Source organism: Burkholderia sp. PvR073 (genome assembly GCF_054055695.1).
The window spans coordinates 157,156-175,824 of the sequence record NZ_JBSRXO010000003.1 but is presented as its reverse complement, the minus strand read 5'-3'; the positions used below and the strand labels follow the sequence as shown (position 1 = coordinate 175,824).

Sequence of the window (18,669 nt, the reverse complement as noted above, 5' to 3'; positions counted from 1 at the left end):
TGGCGATGGTTGCGGAATTCAGTTGGCTGCCCGATTACGCGGAATTGTTCTGTCGTTCGAACTTCTCGTTCCTGCATGGCGCGTCGCATGCGGAGGAACTGGTCGAGCGCGCCGTCGAGCTCGGCTATCGCGGGATCGCGATCACCGACGAATGCTCGCTCGCCGGCGCGCCGCGCATGCATGTCGCGGCGAAGGCGCAAGGGTTGCCGCTGATCGTCGGTTCGTTCTTCGAGGTGACGCCGGATGAAGTCGCCCCCGGCCACGATCCGGGCCCCGGCGCGTTCGGGCTCGTGCTGCTCGCGCAGAACCGCGAGGGCTACGGCAACCTGTCCGAGCTGATCTCGTGGCGGCGCATGGCGTCGCCGAAGGGCACGTACCGGCTGACGTCGAGGATGCTGTCGGCGCCGCCCGCGGAGTTCGCCCACTTGCGGGGCATGCCCGACTGCTTCGCGATTCTCGTCCCCACCTATCCCGTTCGGGCGGACGTACTCGATGCGCAGGTCGCCTGGTTTCGCGCGACGTTCGGCGCGCGGGCGCGACTCGGGCTCGTGCAACTGCAGCGCCCGCTCGACGGCGCGCAGCGCGAGGAGATTCGCGCGGCCGGCGAGCGGCGCGGCGTGCGTATCGTCGCGCTCGGCGACGTGACGATGCATCGGCGCTCCTGCAAGCCGCTGCAGGACGTGATGACGGCGATCCGCGTCGGGATGCCGGTTTCGGAGTGCGGGTATGCGCTCGCGCCGAATGCGGAACAGCATCTGCGCGCGCGTGGGCGAATCGCGAAGCTGTTTTCGCCGGAGGAGCTCGACGAGACCTGCGCGATTCTCGATGCGTGCGATTTCAAACTCGACACGCTTCAATACGAGTATCCCGACGAGATCGTGCCGAAGGGGCTCACGCCGACGCGCCATCTGGAACAGGAAACCTTCGCGGGGGCCGCTTTGCGTTATCCGCAGGGCATTCCGGAGAAAGTCGACAAGCAGATCCGGTATGAACTCGACCTGATCGCTCGGCTGAGCTACGAACCGTTCTTCCTGACCGTCTACGACATCGTCAAATACGCGCGCAGCCAGAACATCCTGTGTCAGGGCCGGGGGTCGGCGGCGAACTCGGTCGTGTGTTATTGCCTCGGCATCACCGAGGTGAATCCCGAGCAGAGCACGATGCTGTTCGAGCGCTTCATCAGCGAGGAGCGCGGCGAGCCGCCCGATATCGACGTCGACTTCGAGCATCAGCGCCGGGAAGAGGTGATCCAGCATATCTACGCAAAATACGGACACGATCGCGCCGCGCTCGCGGCGGCCGTCTCGACGTATCGCCCGCGCGGCGTGCTGCGCGAAACCGGCAAGGCGCTCGGTGTCGATCCGATGCTGGTCGATCGCGTCGCGAAGGCGCATCGCTGGTTCGACGGCAGTCGCGACCTGCTGCAGCAATTCGCGTCGACCGGGCTCGACCCTGCGACGCCGATCATTCGCGCATGGGCCGAACTGGCCGGTCGATTGCTGAACTTTCCGCGCCACCTGTCGCAGCACTCGGGCGGCTTCGTGATCAGCCGCGGCAAGCTCACGCGGCTCGTGCCGGTCGAGAACGCGGCGATGGACGGGCGGCGCGTGATCCAGTGGGACAAGGACGATCTCGAGGCGCTCGGGCTGATGAAGGTGGACGTGCTCGCGCTCGGCATGCTGTCGGCGCTGCATCGCGCCTTCGACCTGCGCACTGCGTGGCGCGGGCCGCAGGAGGACGGCCAGCCGTTCACGCTGAAGCACATTCCGCAGGATGACGAAGCAACCTACGACATGATCTGCCGCGCCGATACGGTCGGCGTGTTCCAGATCGAATCGCGCGCGCAGATGTCGATGCTGCCGCGCCTGAAGCCGCGCGATTATTACGATCTGGTGGTCGAGGTGTCGATCGTGCGGCCGGGGCCGATCCAGGGTGGTGCCGTGCATCCGTACCTGAAGCGGCGCAGGATCAAGGCGGGAGAAGAGGAAGGGGAGATCACCTATCCGAGCGATGCGCTCAGGGTCGTGCTCGAACGCACGCTCGGCGTTCCGATCTTCCAGGAACAGGTGATGCAGATCGCGATCGTCGCAGCCGGTTTCACGCCCGGCGAGGCCGACCAGTTACGTCGTGCGATGGCGGCCTGGAAGCGCAGGGGCGATCTCGGTCCGTATCACGACAAGATCGTGAACGGCATGCTCGAACGCGGCTACACACGCGAATTCGCCGAACAGATCTTCGAGCAAATCAAAGGCTTCGGCGAATACGGTTTCCCCGAAAGCCACGCAGCCAGCTTCGCGAAACTCGCCTATGCCAGCAGCTGGCTCAAATGCCACGAACCGGCGATCTTCCTCGCCGCGCTGCTGAACAGCCAGCCGATGGGTTTCTATCCGCCGTCGCAGCTCGTGCAGGACGCGAAGCGTCACGGCGTGCAGGTCCTGCCGATCGATGTCACGCTCAGTAACTGGGAAGCGTCGCTCGAAGCGCTGCCCGACCAGCCGCCTCCCCACGGCCAGCCCGCCGTGCGGCTCGGCCTGTCGCTCGTGCGCGGCCTCGGCGAAGCCGCCGCGCGCCGGATCGAAGCGGCGCGCGCGGCCGGCCCGTTCGACAACGTCGACGTGCTGGCCCGCCGCGCGCAACTCGAGCGCCGCGATCTCGAGGCACTTGCCGCCGCGAACGCGCTCGCGACGCTCGCCGGCCATCGTCGCGATGCGTTGTGGCAGGCGGTCGCCGCGGCACCCGAGCGCGACCTGCTCGCCGCCGCGCCGATCGACGAACCCGTGAAGCCCGCGCTCGGCGCACCGTCGGAAGCCGACGACATCCTCGCCGACTACGACACCACCGGCCTGACGCTGAACCGCCATCCCGTCGCACTGCTGCGGCCCGCGTTGCGCGCGCAGCGGCTGTTGTCCGCGGCCGAGTTGCGCGAGCGCCCCGACGGCCGGCTCGCGCGCGCGTGCGGAATCGTGACGGCCCGCCAGATGCCGGGCACCGCGAAAGGCGTGATGTTCATGACGCTCGAGGACGAAACGGGGTGCGTGAACGTGATCGTGCGGCCCGAGCTGCTCGCGCGGCAGCGCCGCGAAACACTCGATTCGCGGCTGCTCGCGGTGTCGGGCGTGTGGCAGGTCGTCAGCGACGTGAGGCACCTCGTCGCGCAGCATTTCGAGGATCTGACGCCGCTGCTCGGCGGCCTGCGCACGTCGAGCCGCGAATTCCATTGAGGTCCCCGGGCGCGTGTCGCCAGCTCCGCGCGGTGCGTGTCGTCCCATGCATACCAGTCGGCTCAACTGGTTCTATTCGGGTCTTGGATTTCCAGCCCAAAACCCGCCGAATCGCGCGCCGGAACTGTCCCCTTGCATACCAATCCGGGTAAATCCCTATCCTGCATCGCATTGTAAACAAAGGCTTTCCCGCGACTAAAACGCTTGCCGGGCAAGGCTTCCGGCGATTTTCGCCTCGCTAATACCAGTTCGTTGACTGGTATTATGGTGGTTATATAATGCGTTCACTTTCGACGGTCCGAGATCGTCGTCCGACACCCGGAGGCACATGGAAACCGCCTGGTCCGAACTGGCGCCCGATCCCCTCGACGACACGCCGCTGTATCTGCAGCTCGCCCGCAACCTGGCGAGCGCGATTCACGCCGGCGCGTGGCGGGCCGGGGAGGCGCTGCCGTCGGAGCGGCTGCTGTCGGGGTCGGTCGGCGTGTCGCGGATCACGGCCCGTCGTGCGCTCGCGCTGCTGGTCGAGCAGGGGCTGATCAAGCGGGCGCGCGGCGCGGGCAGCTTCATCACGCCGCGTGTTGCCGATCCGCTGTCGCGTCTCGTCGGCTTCACCGCGAAGATGCAGCAGCGCGGCTTCGTGCCCGATTCGGTGTGGCTGTCGCGCAAGCTGCGCGCCGCGAGCCGCGACGAGCTCACGCATCTCGGCCTCGCGCCCGGCGCGACGGTCGCGCGGCTCGAACGGCTGCGCCGCGCGGACGGCATCGTGATGGCCGTCGAGCATTCGACGCTGCCGGCCGCGGTGGTGCCCGATCCGCAGGCGCTCGGCGCGTCGCTGTACGAATACCTCGAGGCGCGCGGGATGACGGTGGTGCGCGCGCTGCAGCACTTTCGCGCGGCGAACGCGACGCACGAGATCGCGAAGTGGATGGGGGTGAAGCCGGGCTCGGCCCTGCTCGTGATCACGCGCATCGGCTACGGCGTCGACCAGCGCGCGATCGAAGTGACCGAAACGTATTGCCGCGACGACTATTACGACTTCGTCGCGGAACTGAAACGCTGACGCGCGAGACTGCCCGCGCGCCGTGCGCGACCGAACACGACGAAGCGCAACGAAGCGCAACGGATTTGCAAATCGCGACGCGGATGTCCGCGTCACCAGATCATCAAGAGAAACGTCATGCTGACTGGAAACATCCTTACCTCCGACGGCTGGATTCACGGTTCGCTCGATAGCGAGAACGGCCGCATCACCACGCTCGACGGCACGCCCGCCGATCCCGCGAAGAACGACGCACCGTACATCCTGCCAGGCTTCATCGACCTGCACGTGCACGGCGGCGGCGGCGCCGACGTGATGGAAGGCGGCGACGCGATCGAGACGATCGCCCGCACCCATGCGCAGTTCGGCACGACGAGCCTGCTCGCGACGACGATGACCGCGCCGCGCGACGAACTGATGCAGGTCGTCGCCAATCTCGGCAGCGTCGCGCGCACCCGCACGCCCGGTGGCGCACGCGTGCTCGGCGTGCACCTCGAAGGGCCGTACATCAACCCCGGCAAGCTCGGCGCGCAGCCGGACGCGGCCGTGTCGGCCGTGCTCGACGAAGTGCTGAAGTACCTGTCGATCGCGCCGATCCGCGTCGTCACGCTCGCGCCGGAAATCGCCGGCCACATCGAGATCATCGGCGAGATGGCCGCGCGCGGCGTGCGCGTGCAGCTCGGCCACTCGCTCGCGACCTACGACGACGCCGTCGCCGCGCTCAAGCACGGCGCATGCGGCTTCACGCACCTGTTCAACGCGATGTCGCCGCTGCATCACCGCAATCCGGGCCTCGTCGGCGCGGCGCTCGCGCATGCCGAGTACGCGGAAATCATCCCCGACCTGCTGCACGTGCACCCCGGTGCGATTCGTGCGGCGCTGCGCGCGATCCCGCGCCTGTACGTCGTGACCGACAGCACGTCGGCCACCGGCATGCCCGACGGCGAATACCGGCTCGGCAGCCAGCACGTGACGAAGTGTCTCGGCGGCGTGCGGCTCGCCGACGGCACGCTCGCCGGCAGCACGCTGACGATGGATCAGGCGCTGCGCAATCTCGTGTCGCTCGGTCTGCCGATCGCCGACGTGTCGAACCGGATGTCGCGCTATGCGGCCGACTACCTCGGCATCGCCGATCGCGGCCGCCTCCAGCGCGGCGCATGGGCCGACCTCGTCGTGTTCGATCGCGACCTGAACCTCACCGCGACCTACGTCGAAGGAGAATCGATTGTCGAATATGCTTAACGAAGCGCGCGAGTCCGCCCAGGTCGTCGCCGCGCAACTCGCCGACACCACGCGCGTCGAAGCGCTCGCCGGCCAGCTGCTCGATCACCCGCCGGCCGTCGCGCTGACGGTCGCGCGCGGCAGCTCGGATCACGCCGCCAGCTATTTCGCGAGCCTGACGATGAGCCGCCTCGGCGTGCCCGTCGCGTCGCTGCCGATGTCGGTCGCGACGCTGCAGCAGGCGCCGCTGAAGGTGCAGGACCAGCTCGCGCTCGCCTTCTCCCAGTCCGGCAAGAGCCCCGATCTCGTCAACACGATGGCCGCGCTGCGCGAAGCCGGCGCGCGCACCGTCGCCGCCGTCAACGTGCTGCCGTCGCCGCTCGCCGATGCGTGCGAGCACCAGTTGCCGCTCCTGGCCGGCCCCGAGCTGTCGGTCGCCGCGACCAAGAGCTATATCGCGATGCTGTCGCTGTCCGCGCAGATCGTCGCGTACTGGCAGCGCGACGCCGCGCTGATCACCGCGTTGCGCGGCCTGCCCGACGTGCTCGCGCAAGCCGGCCAGCTCGACTGGTCGCCGGCCGTCGCCGCGCTCGCGGACGTCGAGCGGATGATCGTGATCGGCCGCGGCCTTGGTCTTGCGATCGCGCAGGAAGCCGCGCTGAAACTGAAGGAAACCTCCGGCATCCAGGCCGAGGCTTTCTCGAGCGCCGAAGTCCGTCACGGCCCGATGGAGCTGATCGACCGCGACTATCCGCTGCTGGTGTTCGCGCCGCCGGGGCCCGAGCAGGCCGGGCTGCTGCAGCTCGCGCAGGACATGCGCGCACGCGGCGCCGCCGTGCTGCTCGCGGCGCCTGCCGGCACGCCCGGCGCGACCTTGCCGCTTGCGCAGTCCGCCCATTCGGCGCTCGACCCGATCGCCGCCATTCTTTCGTTCTACGTGATGGCGGCGGATCTCGCCGTCGCGCGCGGCCGCAATCCCGACACGCCGCGCCACCTGAACAAAGTCACCGAAACGCACTGATAGCCGAGACCGCCGATGAGACGCGCCGAGGAGTCCCAGTTGAAGAGTTCCACCCATGATCCGATCGTCCTGCATGCCCCGCTGACCGGGCCGATCGTCGCGCTGGCCGATGTGCCCGATCCGGTGTTCTCCGGCGGGATGTTCGGCGACGGCATCGGCATCGACCCGCTCGCGGGCAGGCTCGTCGCGCCGTGCGCCGGCGTCGTGTCGCATCTCGCGCGCACCGGCCATGCGGTGACCATCACGACGCCGCAGGGCGCGGAAGTGCTGCTGCACATCGGCATCGACACCGTCGAGCTGAACGGGCAGGGTTTCACCGCGCATGTCGAAGCCGGCGCGCGGGTCGCGGCGGGCGACCTGCTGATCGAGTTCGACCAGGACGCGGTCGCGCGCAGCGCGCATTCGCTGGTGTCGGTGATCGCGATCGCGAACTCCGACGCGTTCGAGGTCGTCGAGCGCGCGAGCGGTTTCGCGACCGCCGGCGAGACGCCGCTGCTGACGCTGCGCGGCAAGGGCGAAGCCGCCGCGCAGGCGGCGCAGGCCGGCGCCGCGGCGATGCACGAAGTGCGCCGCGAGCTCGTGCTGACGCAGCCGGGCGGCCTGCATGCACGCCCGGCCGCACGGGCGCGTGAATCCGTGCGCGGCATCGACGCGACGGTCGACGTGCAGTTCGACGGCCGCAAGGCGTCGATCACGAGCGTCGTGGGCCTGCTCGGCCTCGGCGCCGGCGAAGGCGCGACGATCGAACTGATCGGCCGCGGCGCGCACGCGCAGCAAGCCGTCGAAGCGGTCGAACGTGAATTGCTGCGCGAAGCGCACGGCGAAGTCGAGGAGAAGCCGGCGCGGCTGCGTTCGCCGGCGCCGCAGATGGTCGTGCGCAATACCGGCGCGCCGCTCGACCCGAACACGCTCGCGGGCGTATGCGCGGCGCCCGGCATCGCGGTCGGCACGCTCGTGCGTCTCGACGATGCGGAAATCGTGCCGCCCGAACAGGCGTCCGGCACGCCCGCGTCGGAAAGCCGCCGGCTCGACCAGGCGCTGAAGGCGGTCGACGCCGAACTCGACGAAACGGTGCGCAACGCGTCCGCGCGCGGCGCGGTCGGCGAGGCGGGGATCTTCGCGGTGCATCGCGTGCTGCTCGAGGACCCGACGCTGGTCGACGCGGCGCGCGACCAGATCAGCCTCGGCAAGAGCGCGGGCTTCGCGTGGCGCGCGACGATCCGCGCGCAGATCGACACGCTGTCGAAGCTCGACGACACGCTGCTCGCCGAGCGCGCGGCCGACCTGCGCGACATCGAGAAGCGCGTGCTGCGCGCGCTCGGCCACACCAGCGGCGCGACGCGCGCACTGCCCGACGAGGCCGTGCTCGCCGCCGAGGAATTCACGCCGTCGGACCTGTCGTCGCTCGATCGCCAGCGCGTGACCGCGCTCGTGATGGCGCGCGGCGGTGCGACCTCGCATGCGGCGATCATCGCGCGCCAGCTCGGCATTCCGGCGCTCGTCGCGGTCGGCGACGCGCTGTACGCGATTCCGGACGGCACGCAGGTCGTCGTCGATGCGAGCGCGGGCCGTCTCGAACACGCACCGACCGCGCTCGACGTCGAGCGCGCGCGCCACGAACGCCAGCGTCTGGACGGCGTGCGCGAAGCGAACCGGCGGTTGGCCGGTGCCGCCGCCGCGACCACCGACGGCCGCGCGATCGAGGTCGCCGCGAACATCGCGACGCTCGATGACGCGAACACCGCGGTCGACAACGGCGCGGACGCGATCGGCCTGCTGCGCACCGAGCTGATGTTCATCCACCGCCAGGCCGCGCCGAGCGTCGTCGAGCACCAGCAGAGCTACCAGTCGATCGTCGACGCGCTGCAGGGCCGCACCGCGATCATCCGTACGCTCGACGTCGGTGCCGACAAGGAAGTCGACTACCTGACGCTGCCGCCCGAACCGAACCCGGCGCTCGGCCTGCGCGGCATCCGCCTCGCGCAGGTGCGCCCCGACTTGCTCGACGATCAGCTGCAGGGCCTGCTCGCGGTGCAGCCGTTCGGCGCGGTGCGCATCCTGCTGCCGATGGTCACGGATGCGGGCGAACTCGTGCGGCTGCGCAAGCGCATCGACGAATTCGCGCGTGCGCAGGGCCGCACTGAGCCGATCGAGGTCGGCGCGATGATCGAGGTGCCGTCGGCGGCGCTGCTTGCCGACCAGCTCGCGCAGCACGCGGATTTCCTGTCGATCGGCACCAACGACCTGACGCAGTACACGCTCGCGATGGACCGCTGCCAGGCCGATCTGGCCGCGCAGTCCGACGGCCTGCATCCGGCCGTGCTGCGCCTGATCGACATCGCGGTGCGCGGCGCGGCGAAGCATGGCAAGTGGGTCGGCGTGTGCGGCGCGCTGGGCGGCGATCCGCTCGCGGTGCCGATCCTCGTCGGCCTCGGCGTGACCGAACTGTCGGTGGACCCGGTGTCGGTGCCGGGCATCAAGGCGCGCGTGCGCCGTCTCGATTACCAGCTGTGTCGCCAGCGTGCGCAGGATCTGCTCGCACTCGACTCGGCACAGGCGGTAAGGGCAGCAAGCCGCGAGGTCTGGCCGCTCGACTGAACGTCGACGGCGGGCGCGCGACCCGTTTCACTACGAAAGCAATTCGTTCAACGACGATTAACGACGAGACATGGACTGGAGGACTGAATGGACGGGAATCCGTTTCTGAAGATACAGGGCCTGGGCCGGGCGCTGATGCTGCCGATCGCGGTGTTGCCGGTCGCCGGCATCCTGCTGCGGCTCGGGCAGCCGGATGTGTTCAACATCAAGATGATCGCCGACGCCGGCGGCGCGATCTTCGACAACCTGCCGCTCCTGTTCGCGATCGGCGTGGCGGTCGGTTTCGCGAAGGACAACAACGGCGTGGCGGCGCTCGCGGGCGCGATCGGCTACCTGATCGAAACCGCGATCATGAAGGACATCGATCCCAAGCTGAACATGGGCGTGCTGTCCGGGATCATCGCGGGCGTGGTCGCGGGGCTGCTGTACAACCGCTACAAGGACATCAAGCTGCCGGACTACCTCGCGTTCTTCGGCGGCAAGCGGTTCGTGCCGATCATCACGGGGCTGGTGTGCGTGATACTCGGCATCGTGTTCGGATACGTGTGGCAGCCGGTCCAGCATGCGATCGACGCGGCCGGCCAGTGGCTGACGACGGCGGGCGCGATCGGTGCGTTCGTGTTCGGCTTCCTGAACCGCCTGCTGCTCGTCACGGGCCTGCACCACATCATCAACTCGCTCGCGTGGTTCGTGTTCGGCAACTTCACGCCGCCGGCCGGCGGCGAGATCGTGCACGGCGACTTGCACCGCTTCTTCGCGGGCGATTCGACCGCGGGCACCTTCATGGCCGGCTTCTTCCCGATCATGATGTTCGGCCTGCCGGCCGCGTGTCTCGCGATGCTGCACGAAGCGCCGAAGGAACGCCGCGCGATGGTCGGCGGCCTGCTGTTCTCGATGGCGCTCACGTCGTTCCTGACCGGCGTGACCGAGCCGATCGAATTCAGCTTCATGTTCCTCGCGCCGGTGCTGTACGTGATCCACGCGGTGCTCACCGGGCTGTCGCTCGCGATCTGCCAGCTGCTCGGCGTGAAGCTCGGCTTCACGTTCTCTGCCGGCGCGATCGATTACGTGCTGAACTACGGGCTGTCGACGAAGGGCTGGATCGCGATTCCGCTCGGCATCGCGTACGGGGTCGCGTACTACGGGCTGTTCCGTTTCTTCATCCGCAAGTTCAACATGGCGACGCCGGGCCGCGAGCCGGCCTCGGCCGATGCGGCGACCGAGTCGTTCGCATCGGGCGGTTTCGTCGCACCGGCTGCCGGTGCCGCGGCGGCAGCGCCGCGTGCGCTGCGCTACATCGCCGCGCTCGGCGGTGCGGGCAATCTGACGGTCGTCGACGCATGCACGACGCGCCTGCGCCTGAGCGTCGTCGACCCGGAGAAGGTGTCGGAGCCTGAACTGAAGTCGATCGGCGCGCGCGGCGTGCTCAAGCGCGGCGGCAACAGCGTGCAGGTGATCATCGGGCCCGAGGCCGACATCATTGCCGACGAAATGCGTTCGGCGATCGGCAGCGGCGCGACCGGTGCCGCGGCGCCGGCCACGGCCGCGGCCGCGCAGCCGGGCACGGGCGCGACGGGCGGCCCGCTCGATCCCGATCCGCTGCGCTGGCTCGCGGTGTTCGGCGGCGCGACCAACGTCGTCGCGCTCGACGCGATCGCGACCACGCGCCTGCGTGTCGTCGTGCGCGACGCATCGGCTGTCGATCGTGAGCGCCTCGGTGCACTCGATGTCGCATGGGTGTCGCCGGACACGTTCCACATCGTCTGCGGCAACGCGGCGGCACGCTACGCCGAGCAGCTCGGCGCACGTCTGCCGTCGACGGACGGCGGCGCGGCCGCGCAACCGGCCTGATGCGCTGAGGCCGGCCCGGTCCGCCGGGTCGTAGGGCAGCAAAACGAAAACGGCTTGCGATGCGTCGCAAGCCGTTTTTCATTGGCGGGGCGTATGCGCGATGCGTTCATCTGCATCGCTCAGCCGGTCAGCGGTCAGCCGCTCGGCCGCTTGTCGACTGATCTGCCGCTCAGCCAGTCTAACGTTCACGGGTTCGTCAGCGTGAAAGTCGGCTTCCGGTAGCCGATGCCGGCACGATCGAGCTTCGGCAATTCGCGCTGCGTGACCAGCGTCGCGAAACCGGCCCAGTCGCGCTGCAGCGCGGCCGTGTCGACGCGGTGCGTGTCGCCGCGCTTGTAGCGCACGCCGGCCGTGTACGGCAGCTCCCAGTCGGCCCGGTGCCACGCGCGCTCGGCAAGCGCGAGCAGGCGCGGATACACCATGTACTCGAGGAACGTGTCGTTGCGCATCACCTCGCCCCAGGCCTGCCCCTGGATGCCTTCGATGCGCGGCGCGGGGCCCGTGCCGGTCACCTCGAACGCGTTGCCGTCGCGATCGCCCATCACTTCGGCGTTCTGCGGCAGGTTCTCCGGCGCGAGCGAGAACACCTTGTACTCGTCGGTTGCCTGCGAGCCCCAGTAATAGCCGCGTTCGCGCGGGTTCAGCGTGTACGGGAAGTCGAAGTACAGGTAATCAGGCAGCGCCAGCACCGTCTGGTAGCCCTTGCTGCTCAGGTCGCGCGCGCTGTCCGACGCGCCCCAGAAGATCGTGTCCCACAGCGACACCATCACACGCCGCGTGCTGAAGTCCTGCGGCCCGTTCGCATGCTTGATGCCATCCTGCCACGCGGCCATCGTGCCGATCCCGTTCGCGTCGACCGCCGCGCTCACCTGTTTCGCGAAGCGCGTCGGCAGCTCGTCGATTGACTTGATCTCGCCGCGCTGGAGCAGCGCCGTGCACGCGGGCGAGCGCGCCCACGGCTTGTCCTGCGCGGCGAGATCGATGCGCCCCTTGTTCGGATCGGTGCCGTTCAACGGCTGGAAGCCGCCGCCGAGCAGGATGTTCTTCGCTTCGTCGCCGCCGTAGTGCCAGATGCGCAGCGGCGCCTGCGCGTCCGCATGCATCGCCGCGATCTCGCGGATCACCTTCGACGCGAAGTTGAGCGCGCCCGGCACGCACGGGTTCAGGTCGCTGCGCCGGTCGTAGAACTGCACCGTCGTCAGATTCGACGTGTCCTGCGGATCGAGCAGCCGGTACGCGTTCGCGTCCTGTTCGCGGCCGGCCGCATGCAGCCGGCGGTAGCGCGCCTCCATCGACACGACGGCCGCGCGCGCGTGCGCGGGCATGTCGATTTCGGGAATCACGTCGATGAAGCGGTCGGCCGCGTAGCGCACGAGCGCGACGTAGTCGGCGCGCGTCAGGTAGCCGCCGCCCGAGCGGTTGTCGGGGCCGGAGCCGAGTTGCGGCAGCAGGCAGCGCGTCTCGCTCGGATCGTGGCAGCGGCGTGCGCCGATGTCGGTCAGCTCGGGCAGGCCGGGAATCTCGATGCGCCAGCCTTCGTCGTCGGACAGGTGCAGGTGCAGGCGATTGAGCTTGTACGCACTCATCTGGTCGATCAGGCGGCGCAGCGTCGCCGGATGCTTGAAGTTGCGCGCGAGATCGACGTGCATCCCGCGATGCGTGAAGCGCGGCGCATCCTCGACGAGCAGCGCCGGGATCGTGCCGCCGCCGGCCGGCGCAAGCGAGAACAGCGTCTGCACGCCGTAGTAGAGGCCGGCGCGATCGTAGCCCTCGATGAGGACGCCGCGCGGCCCGATCGCGAGCCGGTAGCCGCCCGGCGTCGCGATGTCGGCCGGCAGCCGGCGCGGTGCGACCGCGCCGAGCACCGGCACGCGTGCGCCGTCCAGGCCGAGCGTCGTCGCGCGCTCGCGCAGCGCCGCGACCTGCGCGTCGGGCAGGCCGGCCAGCAAGAGCTCGACGCCGCGCAGATCGAGCGCGCCGGGCAGCGGCTGCTCGCGCTTCACGCTCGGCAGCGCGCGGCTCGCGTCGGGCCGCGCGGCGACGGCCGGCGCGTTGCCCGTCGAGTTGTTCTGTGCGTCAGCCGGCAGCGATTCGACGTAGCGAAGCTCGTCGTCGGTGTCGTTGTAGCGGAGCACCGCGGGCGATGCGCCGTCGACGACGACGTACGGCCGCGGAATCACGTCGCTGTAGCGCCGCACCCAGTATTCGGCGACGAACGGCAGCTCGATGCGTTCGCCGGGCGCGAGCCGTACCGATCCCGGCTGCGGCGTCAGCTCGTACAGGTCGCCGGTGAGCCGGCGTAGCGCGAAGCCCGGACGGTCGATTCGCAGCAGGCGGCGGATGCTGTGCAGGTAGAGCTTCCAGCCGCCGTCGGCGATCGGCTGGTGGCCGCGGTTCTGCAGGAACAGGCGGCCCGTCGCGCAGGCCGCGCCGTCGGCGCCGAGGTCGGCACATGGCACGCCGGCCGCGGCCGCGTGGTTGTTGTCCACGGTGAAGCGCAACGCGAGGCCATTCGACAGCAGTGCGGCGAGATCGGCCGGCTGCGTGGCCGGCCGGGCGGTGCCGGCGATCGCGCCGGCGGCGGTTTGCGCGGGCTCGGCGCAGGTCGCGGCCGGCAACAGTGCCGCGATCAGCAAGCCGGTCAACAGGGAGGGAAACGGGCTCTTCATTCGAACTCCTGAGAAAAAAGGGGGCGTGGCGGCGTCGTGGGACGACGTCGCTGCGGTCGGGTCTTTCAACGGAGCTGCGGGGACACCAGCGCCCGGCGCGAGGCGGTTGCGCCGGACGTATGCGGCACGCGAGTCGCGTGCGTTACGGAACGGGAGGCGGGCACGCGTGCCGATCCGATCGGCGAGGGCACGTCGGCGCGTTCATCGGGAACGGGCGGCAGATGCGGCGGCGTCGATGCGTGCGTCGCCGGCGGTATCAGGGTGGTCGCGCCCGACGGCAACGGCGAGCGCCGTCACCCGGCAACCGGCCGCCGCACGCAAGCGGCGACGCGACGCGCAGGCGCGCGCCACACACGGGATTCGCATGTCTCCCCCACTCAAATGGATTCGGCCTGTCGGCGGCCGCGTCCAACGATCATATGAAACCTTTTATTGGTATTCAAGTGGTATCAATCTGGCGCTAAATTGGGATCGGCCTGCGGCGCGTGCCCCCACTGCCCGGACGAAAAAAAACCTCGCATGAAGCGAGGTTCGTTCCCGACGCAGCGGTGGCGGGCGAGGTGCGCGCCGCCACCGCGCACGCGTCAGTCGCGGCGCGCGCGCGCCGGCGCTTCCTGCGGCTTCTGCCGCGCTTCGAGCCACATCGCGTTGACGATGCCGAACGACAGCGCGACGCCGATACCGAGAATCCAGCTGAAATACCACATGATCCGACTCCTTGCGAAACGGTGGGCGAGGGCGCGTGCGCGCCCCGGCCGGGTTCAATACATCGAGTGCTCGTTCTCTTCGAGCGTCTGCCGCGTGACCTTGCCGCGCATCACGCGATAGACCCAGCTCGTGTAGAGCAGGACGATCGGCAGGAACACGATCACCGCGAACAGCATCACCTGCAGCGTCATGTGGCTCGACGTCGAATCCCACACGGTCAGGCTGCTGCGCGGGTCGAGCGACGACGGCATGATGAACGGGAACATCGAGAAGCCCGCGGTCAGGATCACGCCGGCGACCATCAGGCCGGTGCAGAAGAACGCCGTCTTTTCCTGTCTGGAGCCGGCGAGCAGCAGCGCGAGCAGGCCGCCCGCGATCCCGACCAGCGGCGCCGCCATCATCCACGGATACTCGCCGTAGTTCGCGAGCCACAGGCCCGAGCCGGCGGCGACGTCCTTCAGCAGCGGGTTCGCGACCGTGTCGTTCGGCGCGGCGTGCGTGATGTGGAAGCCGCCGATCGTCGACGCGACCAGCACCCCGGCCAGCACGAACAGCACGACCGCCAGGAGTGCCGACACGCGCAGTGCGATCGACGCGCGGCGCGCGATCACGCCGTCGGTCTTCATCTTGATGAACGCGGCGCCGTGCGCGACGAGCATCGTGAGGCTGACGAGCCCGCAGAGCAGCGCGAACGGGTTCAGCAGCGCCCAGAAGCCGCCGTAGTAGGTCACGCGCAGGTCGCTGTCGAACTTGAACGGCACGCCCTGCAGCAGGTTGCCGAACGCGACGCCGAACACCAGCGCCGGTACGAAGCCGCCGACGAACAGGCCCCAGTCCCAGCCCGCGCGCCAGCGCGGGTCGGGCCGCTTGCTGCGATAGTCGAAGCCGACCGGCCGGAAGAACAGGGCGAACAGCACGAGCAGCATCGCGAAATAGAAGCCGGAGAACGACGCGGCGTAGACGAGCGGCCACGCGGCGAACATCGCGCCGCCGGCCGTGATCAGCCACACCTGGTTGCCTTCCCACGTCGCACCGACCGTGTTGACGATGATGCGGCGCTCGTCGTCGGTCTTGCCGAGGAACGGCAGCAGCGCGGTCGCGCCCATGTCGAAGCCGTCGGTGACGGCGAAGCCGATCAGCAGCACGCCGACGAGCAGCCACCAGATCAGCTTGAGAGTTGCATAGTCCATAGCGATTCCTTGTTCCGTTGCGGGCGCGTGCTCAAACCGTGGCACGCTCGCCGGCGGCGAGTTCGTGGTGATAGCGGCCGGTATGCAGCGACGACGGGCCGAGGCGCGCGTACTTGAACATCAGCTTGATCTCGATGACGAACAGCGCGGTGTAGAACAGGATGAAGCCGGCGAGACTCAGGTACAGGTCGCTCGGCTGCAGGCTCGACGCGGACAGGTGCGTCGGCAGCACGCCGGCGATCGTCCACGGCTGGCGGCCGAGCTCGGCGACGATCCAGCCGAATTCGATCGCGATCCACGGCAGCGGAATCGCCCACACCGCGTAGCGGAGGAACCAGCGGCGGTTGTCCTGCAGCAGCTCGCGGCGCGCGCAGAACCAGAACGCGGCAACGAACGTCGCGACGAACAGGAAGCCGAGGGCCACCATGATCCGGAACGAGAAGAATACGGGCGCAACCGGCGGGATCGTCTTCTTCGCGGCGGCCTTGATCTGCTCGGGCGTCGCGTCCGTCACGTTCGGCGTGAACTGCTTGAGCATCAGCCCGTAGCCGAGATATTCCTTGTGCTGGTCGAACAACGCGCGGGTCGCCTCGCTCGTGTCGCCCTGCTTGATCTTCTGCAGCGCGCCGTACGCGACCATCCCGCTCTGGATGTGCTCCTCGCTGTGCTTCGCGAGCTCGCGCAGGCCGATCACCGGCTCGTCGATCGAGCGCGTCGCGATCAGGCCGAGCGCGTAGGGGATCTTGATCGCATAGTCGGTGCGCTGCGCTTCCTGGTTGGGAATGCCGATCAGCGTGAACGACGCGGGTGCCGGCTGCGTTTCCCATTCGGATTCGATCGCGGCGAGCTTCATCTTCTGCACTTCGCCGGTCGTATAGCCCGATTCGTCGCCGAGCACGATCACGCAGAGCGTCGCTGCGAGGCCGAAGCCGGCCGCGACCGCGAACGAGCGCAGCGCGAAGTCGACGTCGCGCTTCTTCAGCAGGTACCACGACGACACGCCGAGCACGAACATCGCCGCCGACACGTAGCCGGCCGACACGGTGTGCACGAACTTCACCTGCGCGACCGGGTTGAACAGCACGTCGAACAGGCTCGTCATCTCCATGCGCATCGTCTGGTAGTTGAACGCCGCGCCGACCGGGTTGTTCATCCAGCCGTTCGCGACGAGGATCCACAGCGCGGACAGGTTCGAGCCCAGCGCCACGAGGAACGTGACCATCAGGTGCTTGATCTTCGACAGGCGGTTCCAGCCGAAGAAGAACAGGCCGACGAACGTCGATTCGAGGAAGAACGCCATCAGGCCTTCCACCGCGAGCGGCACGCCGAAGATGTCGCCGACGTAGTGCGAGTAGTACGACCAGTTCGTGCCGAACTGGAATTCGAGCGTGATGCCGGTCGTCACGCCCATCGCGAAGTTGATCCCGAACAGCTTGCCCCAGAACTGGGTCATGTCCTTGTAGACCTGCTTGCCGGTCATCACGTAGACGGCTTCCATGATGACGAGCAGCCAGGACAGGCCGAGCGTCAGCGGCACGAACAGGAAGTGGTAGAGCGCCGTGATGCCGAACTGTAGACGTGACAGATCGACGACTTCGCTACTTATCATGGTGGTCTCCCTCGGTAGATGCAGGAGCCGGCACCGAGAGCAGCTTCTCGGCGACGACGGCAGGCGGCAGCGACATGTGCTCGGCCTGCGGATGATTGAAGAATGCGTATTTGAGCGACATCAGGAGGATCAGCTTGACGATCAGCACCAGCGTGATGTCGCGCATGAGGGTCGGGCCGCGCGCCCACGCGGCGATGCGCGCGCGCCAGCCGATCGTGCCGGCGGCCCGCGGGGGAGGCGGCGCAGGCTCTTTGTTGATCGAGATCAAGGCGATTATCCTGAATCGATTTACGTGGGTTTTGGGGCGACTTTACGTCGGATTTATGACGGCACTTAAGCTGTTTTAATCCTTTTAAGCCGACATGCCAATTTTAAAGCGCCGGCTTTCCGATGCCGAGTGCCGCGCTGCGGCAGACCGTCGCGAATCGCGGGCCAAAACTTGAGGTAGATCAAGGGTATGCGGATGGGGCTGGAATCCGTCCGATAGCCGGTCAATAAGGCCGATTAATTAGCGGAGCAATGTGCGAAACGACAGACGAAAAAAAACCGCTGCCGGTCGGGCAGCGGTTTTCGGTGAAGCGCTCTAAATCGCGGATTTATGCGTATTCGGCGAGTGCGGTGCGCATCTTCTTCATGGCGCTCGCTTCGATCTGGCGGATGCGTTCCGCCGACACGCCGAATTCGGCCGCGAGATCGTGCAGCGTCGAGCCGCCCGAACCGTCGTCGTCGACGTGCAGCCAGCGCGCCTCGATGATCCGGCGGCTGCGTGCGTCGAGCGCCTCGAGCGCCTGCGCGATGCCGTCCGTCTGCAGCATGTCGCGCTGACGCGCGGCGAGCACGGCGCTCGGCTCGTTGTGCGAATCGGCCAGGTAGGCGATCGGCGCATACGACTCCTCGCCGTCGTCCACTTGCCCCTCGAGCGCGATGTCGCCGCCCGACAGGCGCGTTTCCATCTCGGTCACGTCTTCGCGCTTGACGTTGAGCTCTTGCGCGAGGCCGTCGATTTCCTCGGGCGTCATCGCCTGCATGCTCTTCTTGTGGCTGCGCAGGTTGAAGAACAGCTTGCGCTGCGCCTTCGTCGTCGCGACCTTCACCATCCGCCAGTTGCGCAGGATGTACTCGTGGATCTCGGCCTTGATCCAGTGGATCGCGTACGACACCAAGCGCACGTTTTGCGCCGGGTCGAAACGCTTCACCGCCTTCATCAGGCCGATGTTGCCTTCCTGGATCAGGTCGCCGTGCGGCAGGCCGTAGCCGAGATAGTTGCGCGCGATCGACACGACGAGCCGCAGGTGCGACAGCACGAGGCGGCGTGCCGAGTCGAGGTTGTTGTCTTCGCGGAATTCGGTCGCATAGCGGCGTTCTTCCTCGGCGGTCAGCAGCGGGATCCGGTTGACGGCCTGGATATACGCGTCGATGTTGCCAAGCTGGCCCGGCAACATCGAATGAGTTGCGAGCGCCAGCGAGCCTGCCGATTCGGCCTTGGCCGGCGTCGGGCTCAGGGTGTTCGGAAGGGTCAGGGCGTGGCTCACTAAAAAA

12 protein-coding genes are annotated in these 18,669 nt (G+C 68.2%); 6 read left to right on the top strand and 6 right to left on the bottom strand.

Features of this window, described 5'->3' with window-relative positions; translation table 11 throughout:
* Positions 1-5 precede the first annotated feature (5 nt).
* The 6 genes from ACVK00_RS12510 to nagE all read left to right on the top strand — a co-directional run bounded on the left by ACVK00_RS12510 (position 6) and on the right by nagE (position 10,954).
* Positions 6-3,221: an error-prone DNA polymerase gene (locus ACVK00_RS12510; RefSeq protein ID WP_284894629.1), complete on the top strand. Its 3,216-nt coding sequence runs from the start codon at positions 6-8 to the stop codon at positions 3,219-3,221.
* 328 nt (positions 3,222-3,549) lie between these two features.
* Positions 3,550-4,284 (top strand): GntR family transcriptional regulator, encoded by a 735-nt coding sequence (locus ACVK00_RS12505; protein ID WP_284894631.1) that lies wholly within the window; start codon positions 3,550-3,552, stop codon positions 4,282-4,284.
* A 117-nt stretch (positions 4,285-4,401) separates the two neighbouring features.
* Complete coding sequence (gene nagA / locus ACVK00_RS12500) at positions 4,402-5,505, top strand: N-acetylglucosamine-6-phosphate deacetylase (RefSeq protein ID WP_354122866.1); 1,104 nt, start codon at positions 4,402-4,404, stop codon at positions 5,503-5,505.
* Entirely contained in the window at positions 5,498-6,505 is a 1,008-nt protein-coding gene (locus ACVK00_RS12495) for an SIS domain-containing protein (RefSeq protein WP_284894763.1), read from the top strand. Before nagA ends, ACVK00_RS12495 begins: the two co-directional genes overlap by 8 nt.
* 15 nt (positions 6,506-6,520) lie before the next feature.
* Positions 6,521-9,103 carry a phosphoenolpyruvate--protein phosphotransferase gene (gene ptsP / locus ACVK00_RS12490; RefSeq protein ID WP_284894632.1) on the top strand — a complete coding sequence of 861 codons (2,583 nt, stop codon included), beginning with the start codon at positions 6,521-6,523 and terminating at the stop codon, positions 9,101-9,103.
* Between the two features lie 87 nt (positions 9,104-9,190).
* Entirely contained in the window at positions 9,191-10,954 is a 1,764-nt protein-coding gene (gene nagE / locus ACVK00_RS12485) for an N-acetylglucosamine-specific PTS transporter subunit IIBC (protein ID WP_284894633.1), read from the top strand.
* A gap of 185 nt (positions 10,955-11,139) precedes the next feature.
* Here nagE and ACVK00_RS12480 read toward each other — a convergent pair whose 3' ends face one another.
* The 6 genes from ACVK00_RS12480 to rpoH all read right to left on the bottom strand — a co-directional run bounded on the left by ACVK00_RS12480 (position 11,140) and on the right by rpoH (position 18,662).
* Entirely contained in the window at positions 11,140-13,623 is a 2,484-nt protein-coding gene (locus ACVK00_RS12480; RefSeq protein ID WP_284894634.1) for a family 20 glycosylhydrolase, read from the bottom strand.
* 584 nt (positions 13,624-14,207) lie between these two features.
* A complete protein-coding gene (cydX, locus tag ACVK00_RS12475) occupies positions 14,208-14,330 on the bottom strand; it encodes a cytochrome bd-I oxidase subunit CydX (RefSeq protein WP_124615840.1) in 123 nt (40 codons plus the stop codon).
* A 54-nt stretch (positions 14,331-14,384) separates the two neighbouring features.
* Positions 14,385-15,521 carry a cytochrome d ubiquinol oxidase subunit II gene (gene cydB / locus ACVK00_RS12470; RefSeq protein WP_284894635.1) on the bottom strand — a complete coding sequence of 379 codons (1,137 nt, stop codon included), beginning with the start codon at positions 15,519-15,521 and terminating at the stop codon, positions 14,385-14,387.
* Between the two features lie 31 nt (positions 15,522-15,552).
* Complete coding sequence (locus ACVK00_RS12465; protein ID WP_284894636.1) at positions 15,553-17,130, bottom strand: cytochrome ubiquinol oxidase subunit I; 1,578 nt, start codon at positions 17,128-17,130, stop codon at positions 15,553-15,555.
* Positions 17,120-17,398: a cytochrome oxidase putative small subunit CydP gene (gene cydP, locus ACVK00_RS12460; RefSeq protein ID WP_416378709.1), complete on the bottom strand. Its 279-nt coding sequence runs from the start codon at positions 17,396-17,398 to the stop codon at positions 17,120-17,122. Before cydP ends, ACVK00_RS12465 begins: the two co-directional genes overlap by 11 nt.
* A 328-nt stretch (positions 17,399-17,726) precedes the next feature.
* Positions 17,727-18,662 carry an RNA polymerase sigma factor RpoH gene (gene rpoH / locus ACVK00_RS12455; RefSeq protein ID WP_166723814.1) on the bottom strand — a complete coding sequence of 312 codons (936 nt, stop codon included), beginning with the start codon at positions 18,660-18,662 and terminating at the stop codon, positions 17,727-17,729.
* Positions 18,663-18,669 lie beyond the last annotated feature (7 nt).

Bases quoted from the DNA above. Each gene is read 5' to 3' on its own strand.
- ACVK00_RS12510 (WP_284894629.1), top strand. From the start codon at position 6: ATGGTTGCGGAATTCAGTTGGCTGCCCGATTACGCGGAATTGTTCTGT.
- ACVK00_RS12505 (WP_284894631.1), top strand. From the start codon at position 3,550: ATGGAAACCGCCTGGTCCGAACTGGCGCCCGATCCCCTCGACGACACG.
- nagA (WP_354122866.1), top strand. From the start codon at position 4,402: ATGCTGACTGGAAACATCCTTACCTCCGACGGCTGGATTCACGGTTCG.
- ACVK00_RS12495 (WP_284894763.1), top strand. From the start codon at position 5,498: ATGCTTAACGAAGCGCGCGAGTCCGCCCAGGTCGTCGCCGCGCAACTC.
- ptsP (WP_284894632.1), top strand. From the start codon at position 6,521: ATGAGACGCGCCGAGGAGTCCCAGTTGAAGAGTTCCACCCATGATCCG.
- nagE (WP_284894633.1), top strand. From the start codon at position 9,191: ATGGACGGGAATCCGTTTCTGAAGATACAGGGCCTGGGCCGGGCGCTG.
- ACVK00_RS12480 (WP_284894634.1), bottom strand. From the start codon at position 13,623: ATGAAGAGCCCGTTTCCCTCCCTGTTGACCGGCTTGCTGATCGCGGCA.
- cydX (WP_124615840.1), bottom strand. From the start codon at position 14,330: ATGTGGTATTTCAGCTGGATTCTCGGTATCGGCGTCGCGCTGTCGTTC.
- cydB (WP_284894635.1), bottom strand. From the start codon at position 15,521: ATGGACTATGCAACTCTCAAGCTGATCTGGTGGCTGCTCGTCGGCGTG.
- ACVK00_RS12465 (WP_284894636.1), bottom strand. From the start codon at position 17,130: ATGATAAGTAGCGAAGTCGTCGATCTGTCACGTCTACAGTTCGGCATC.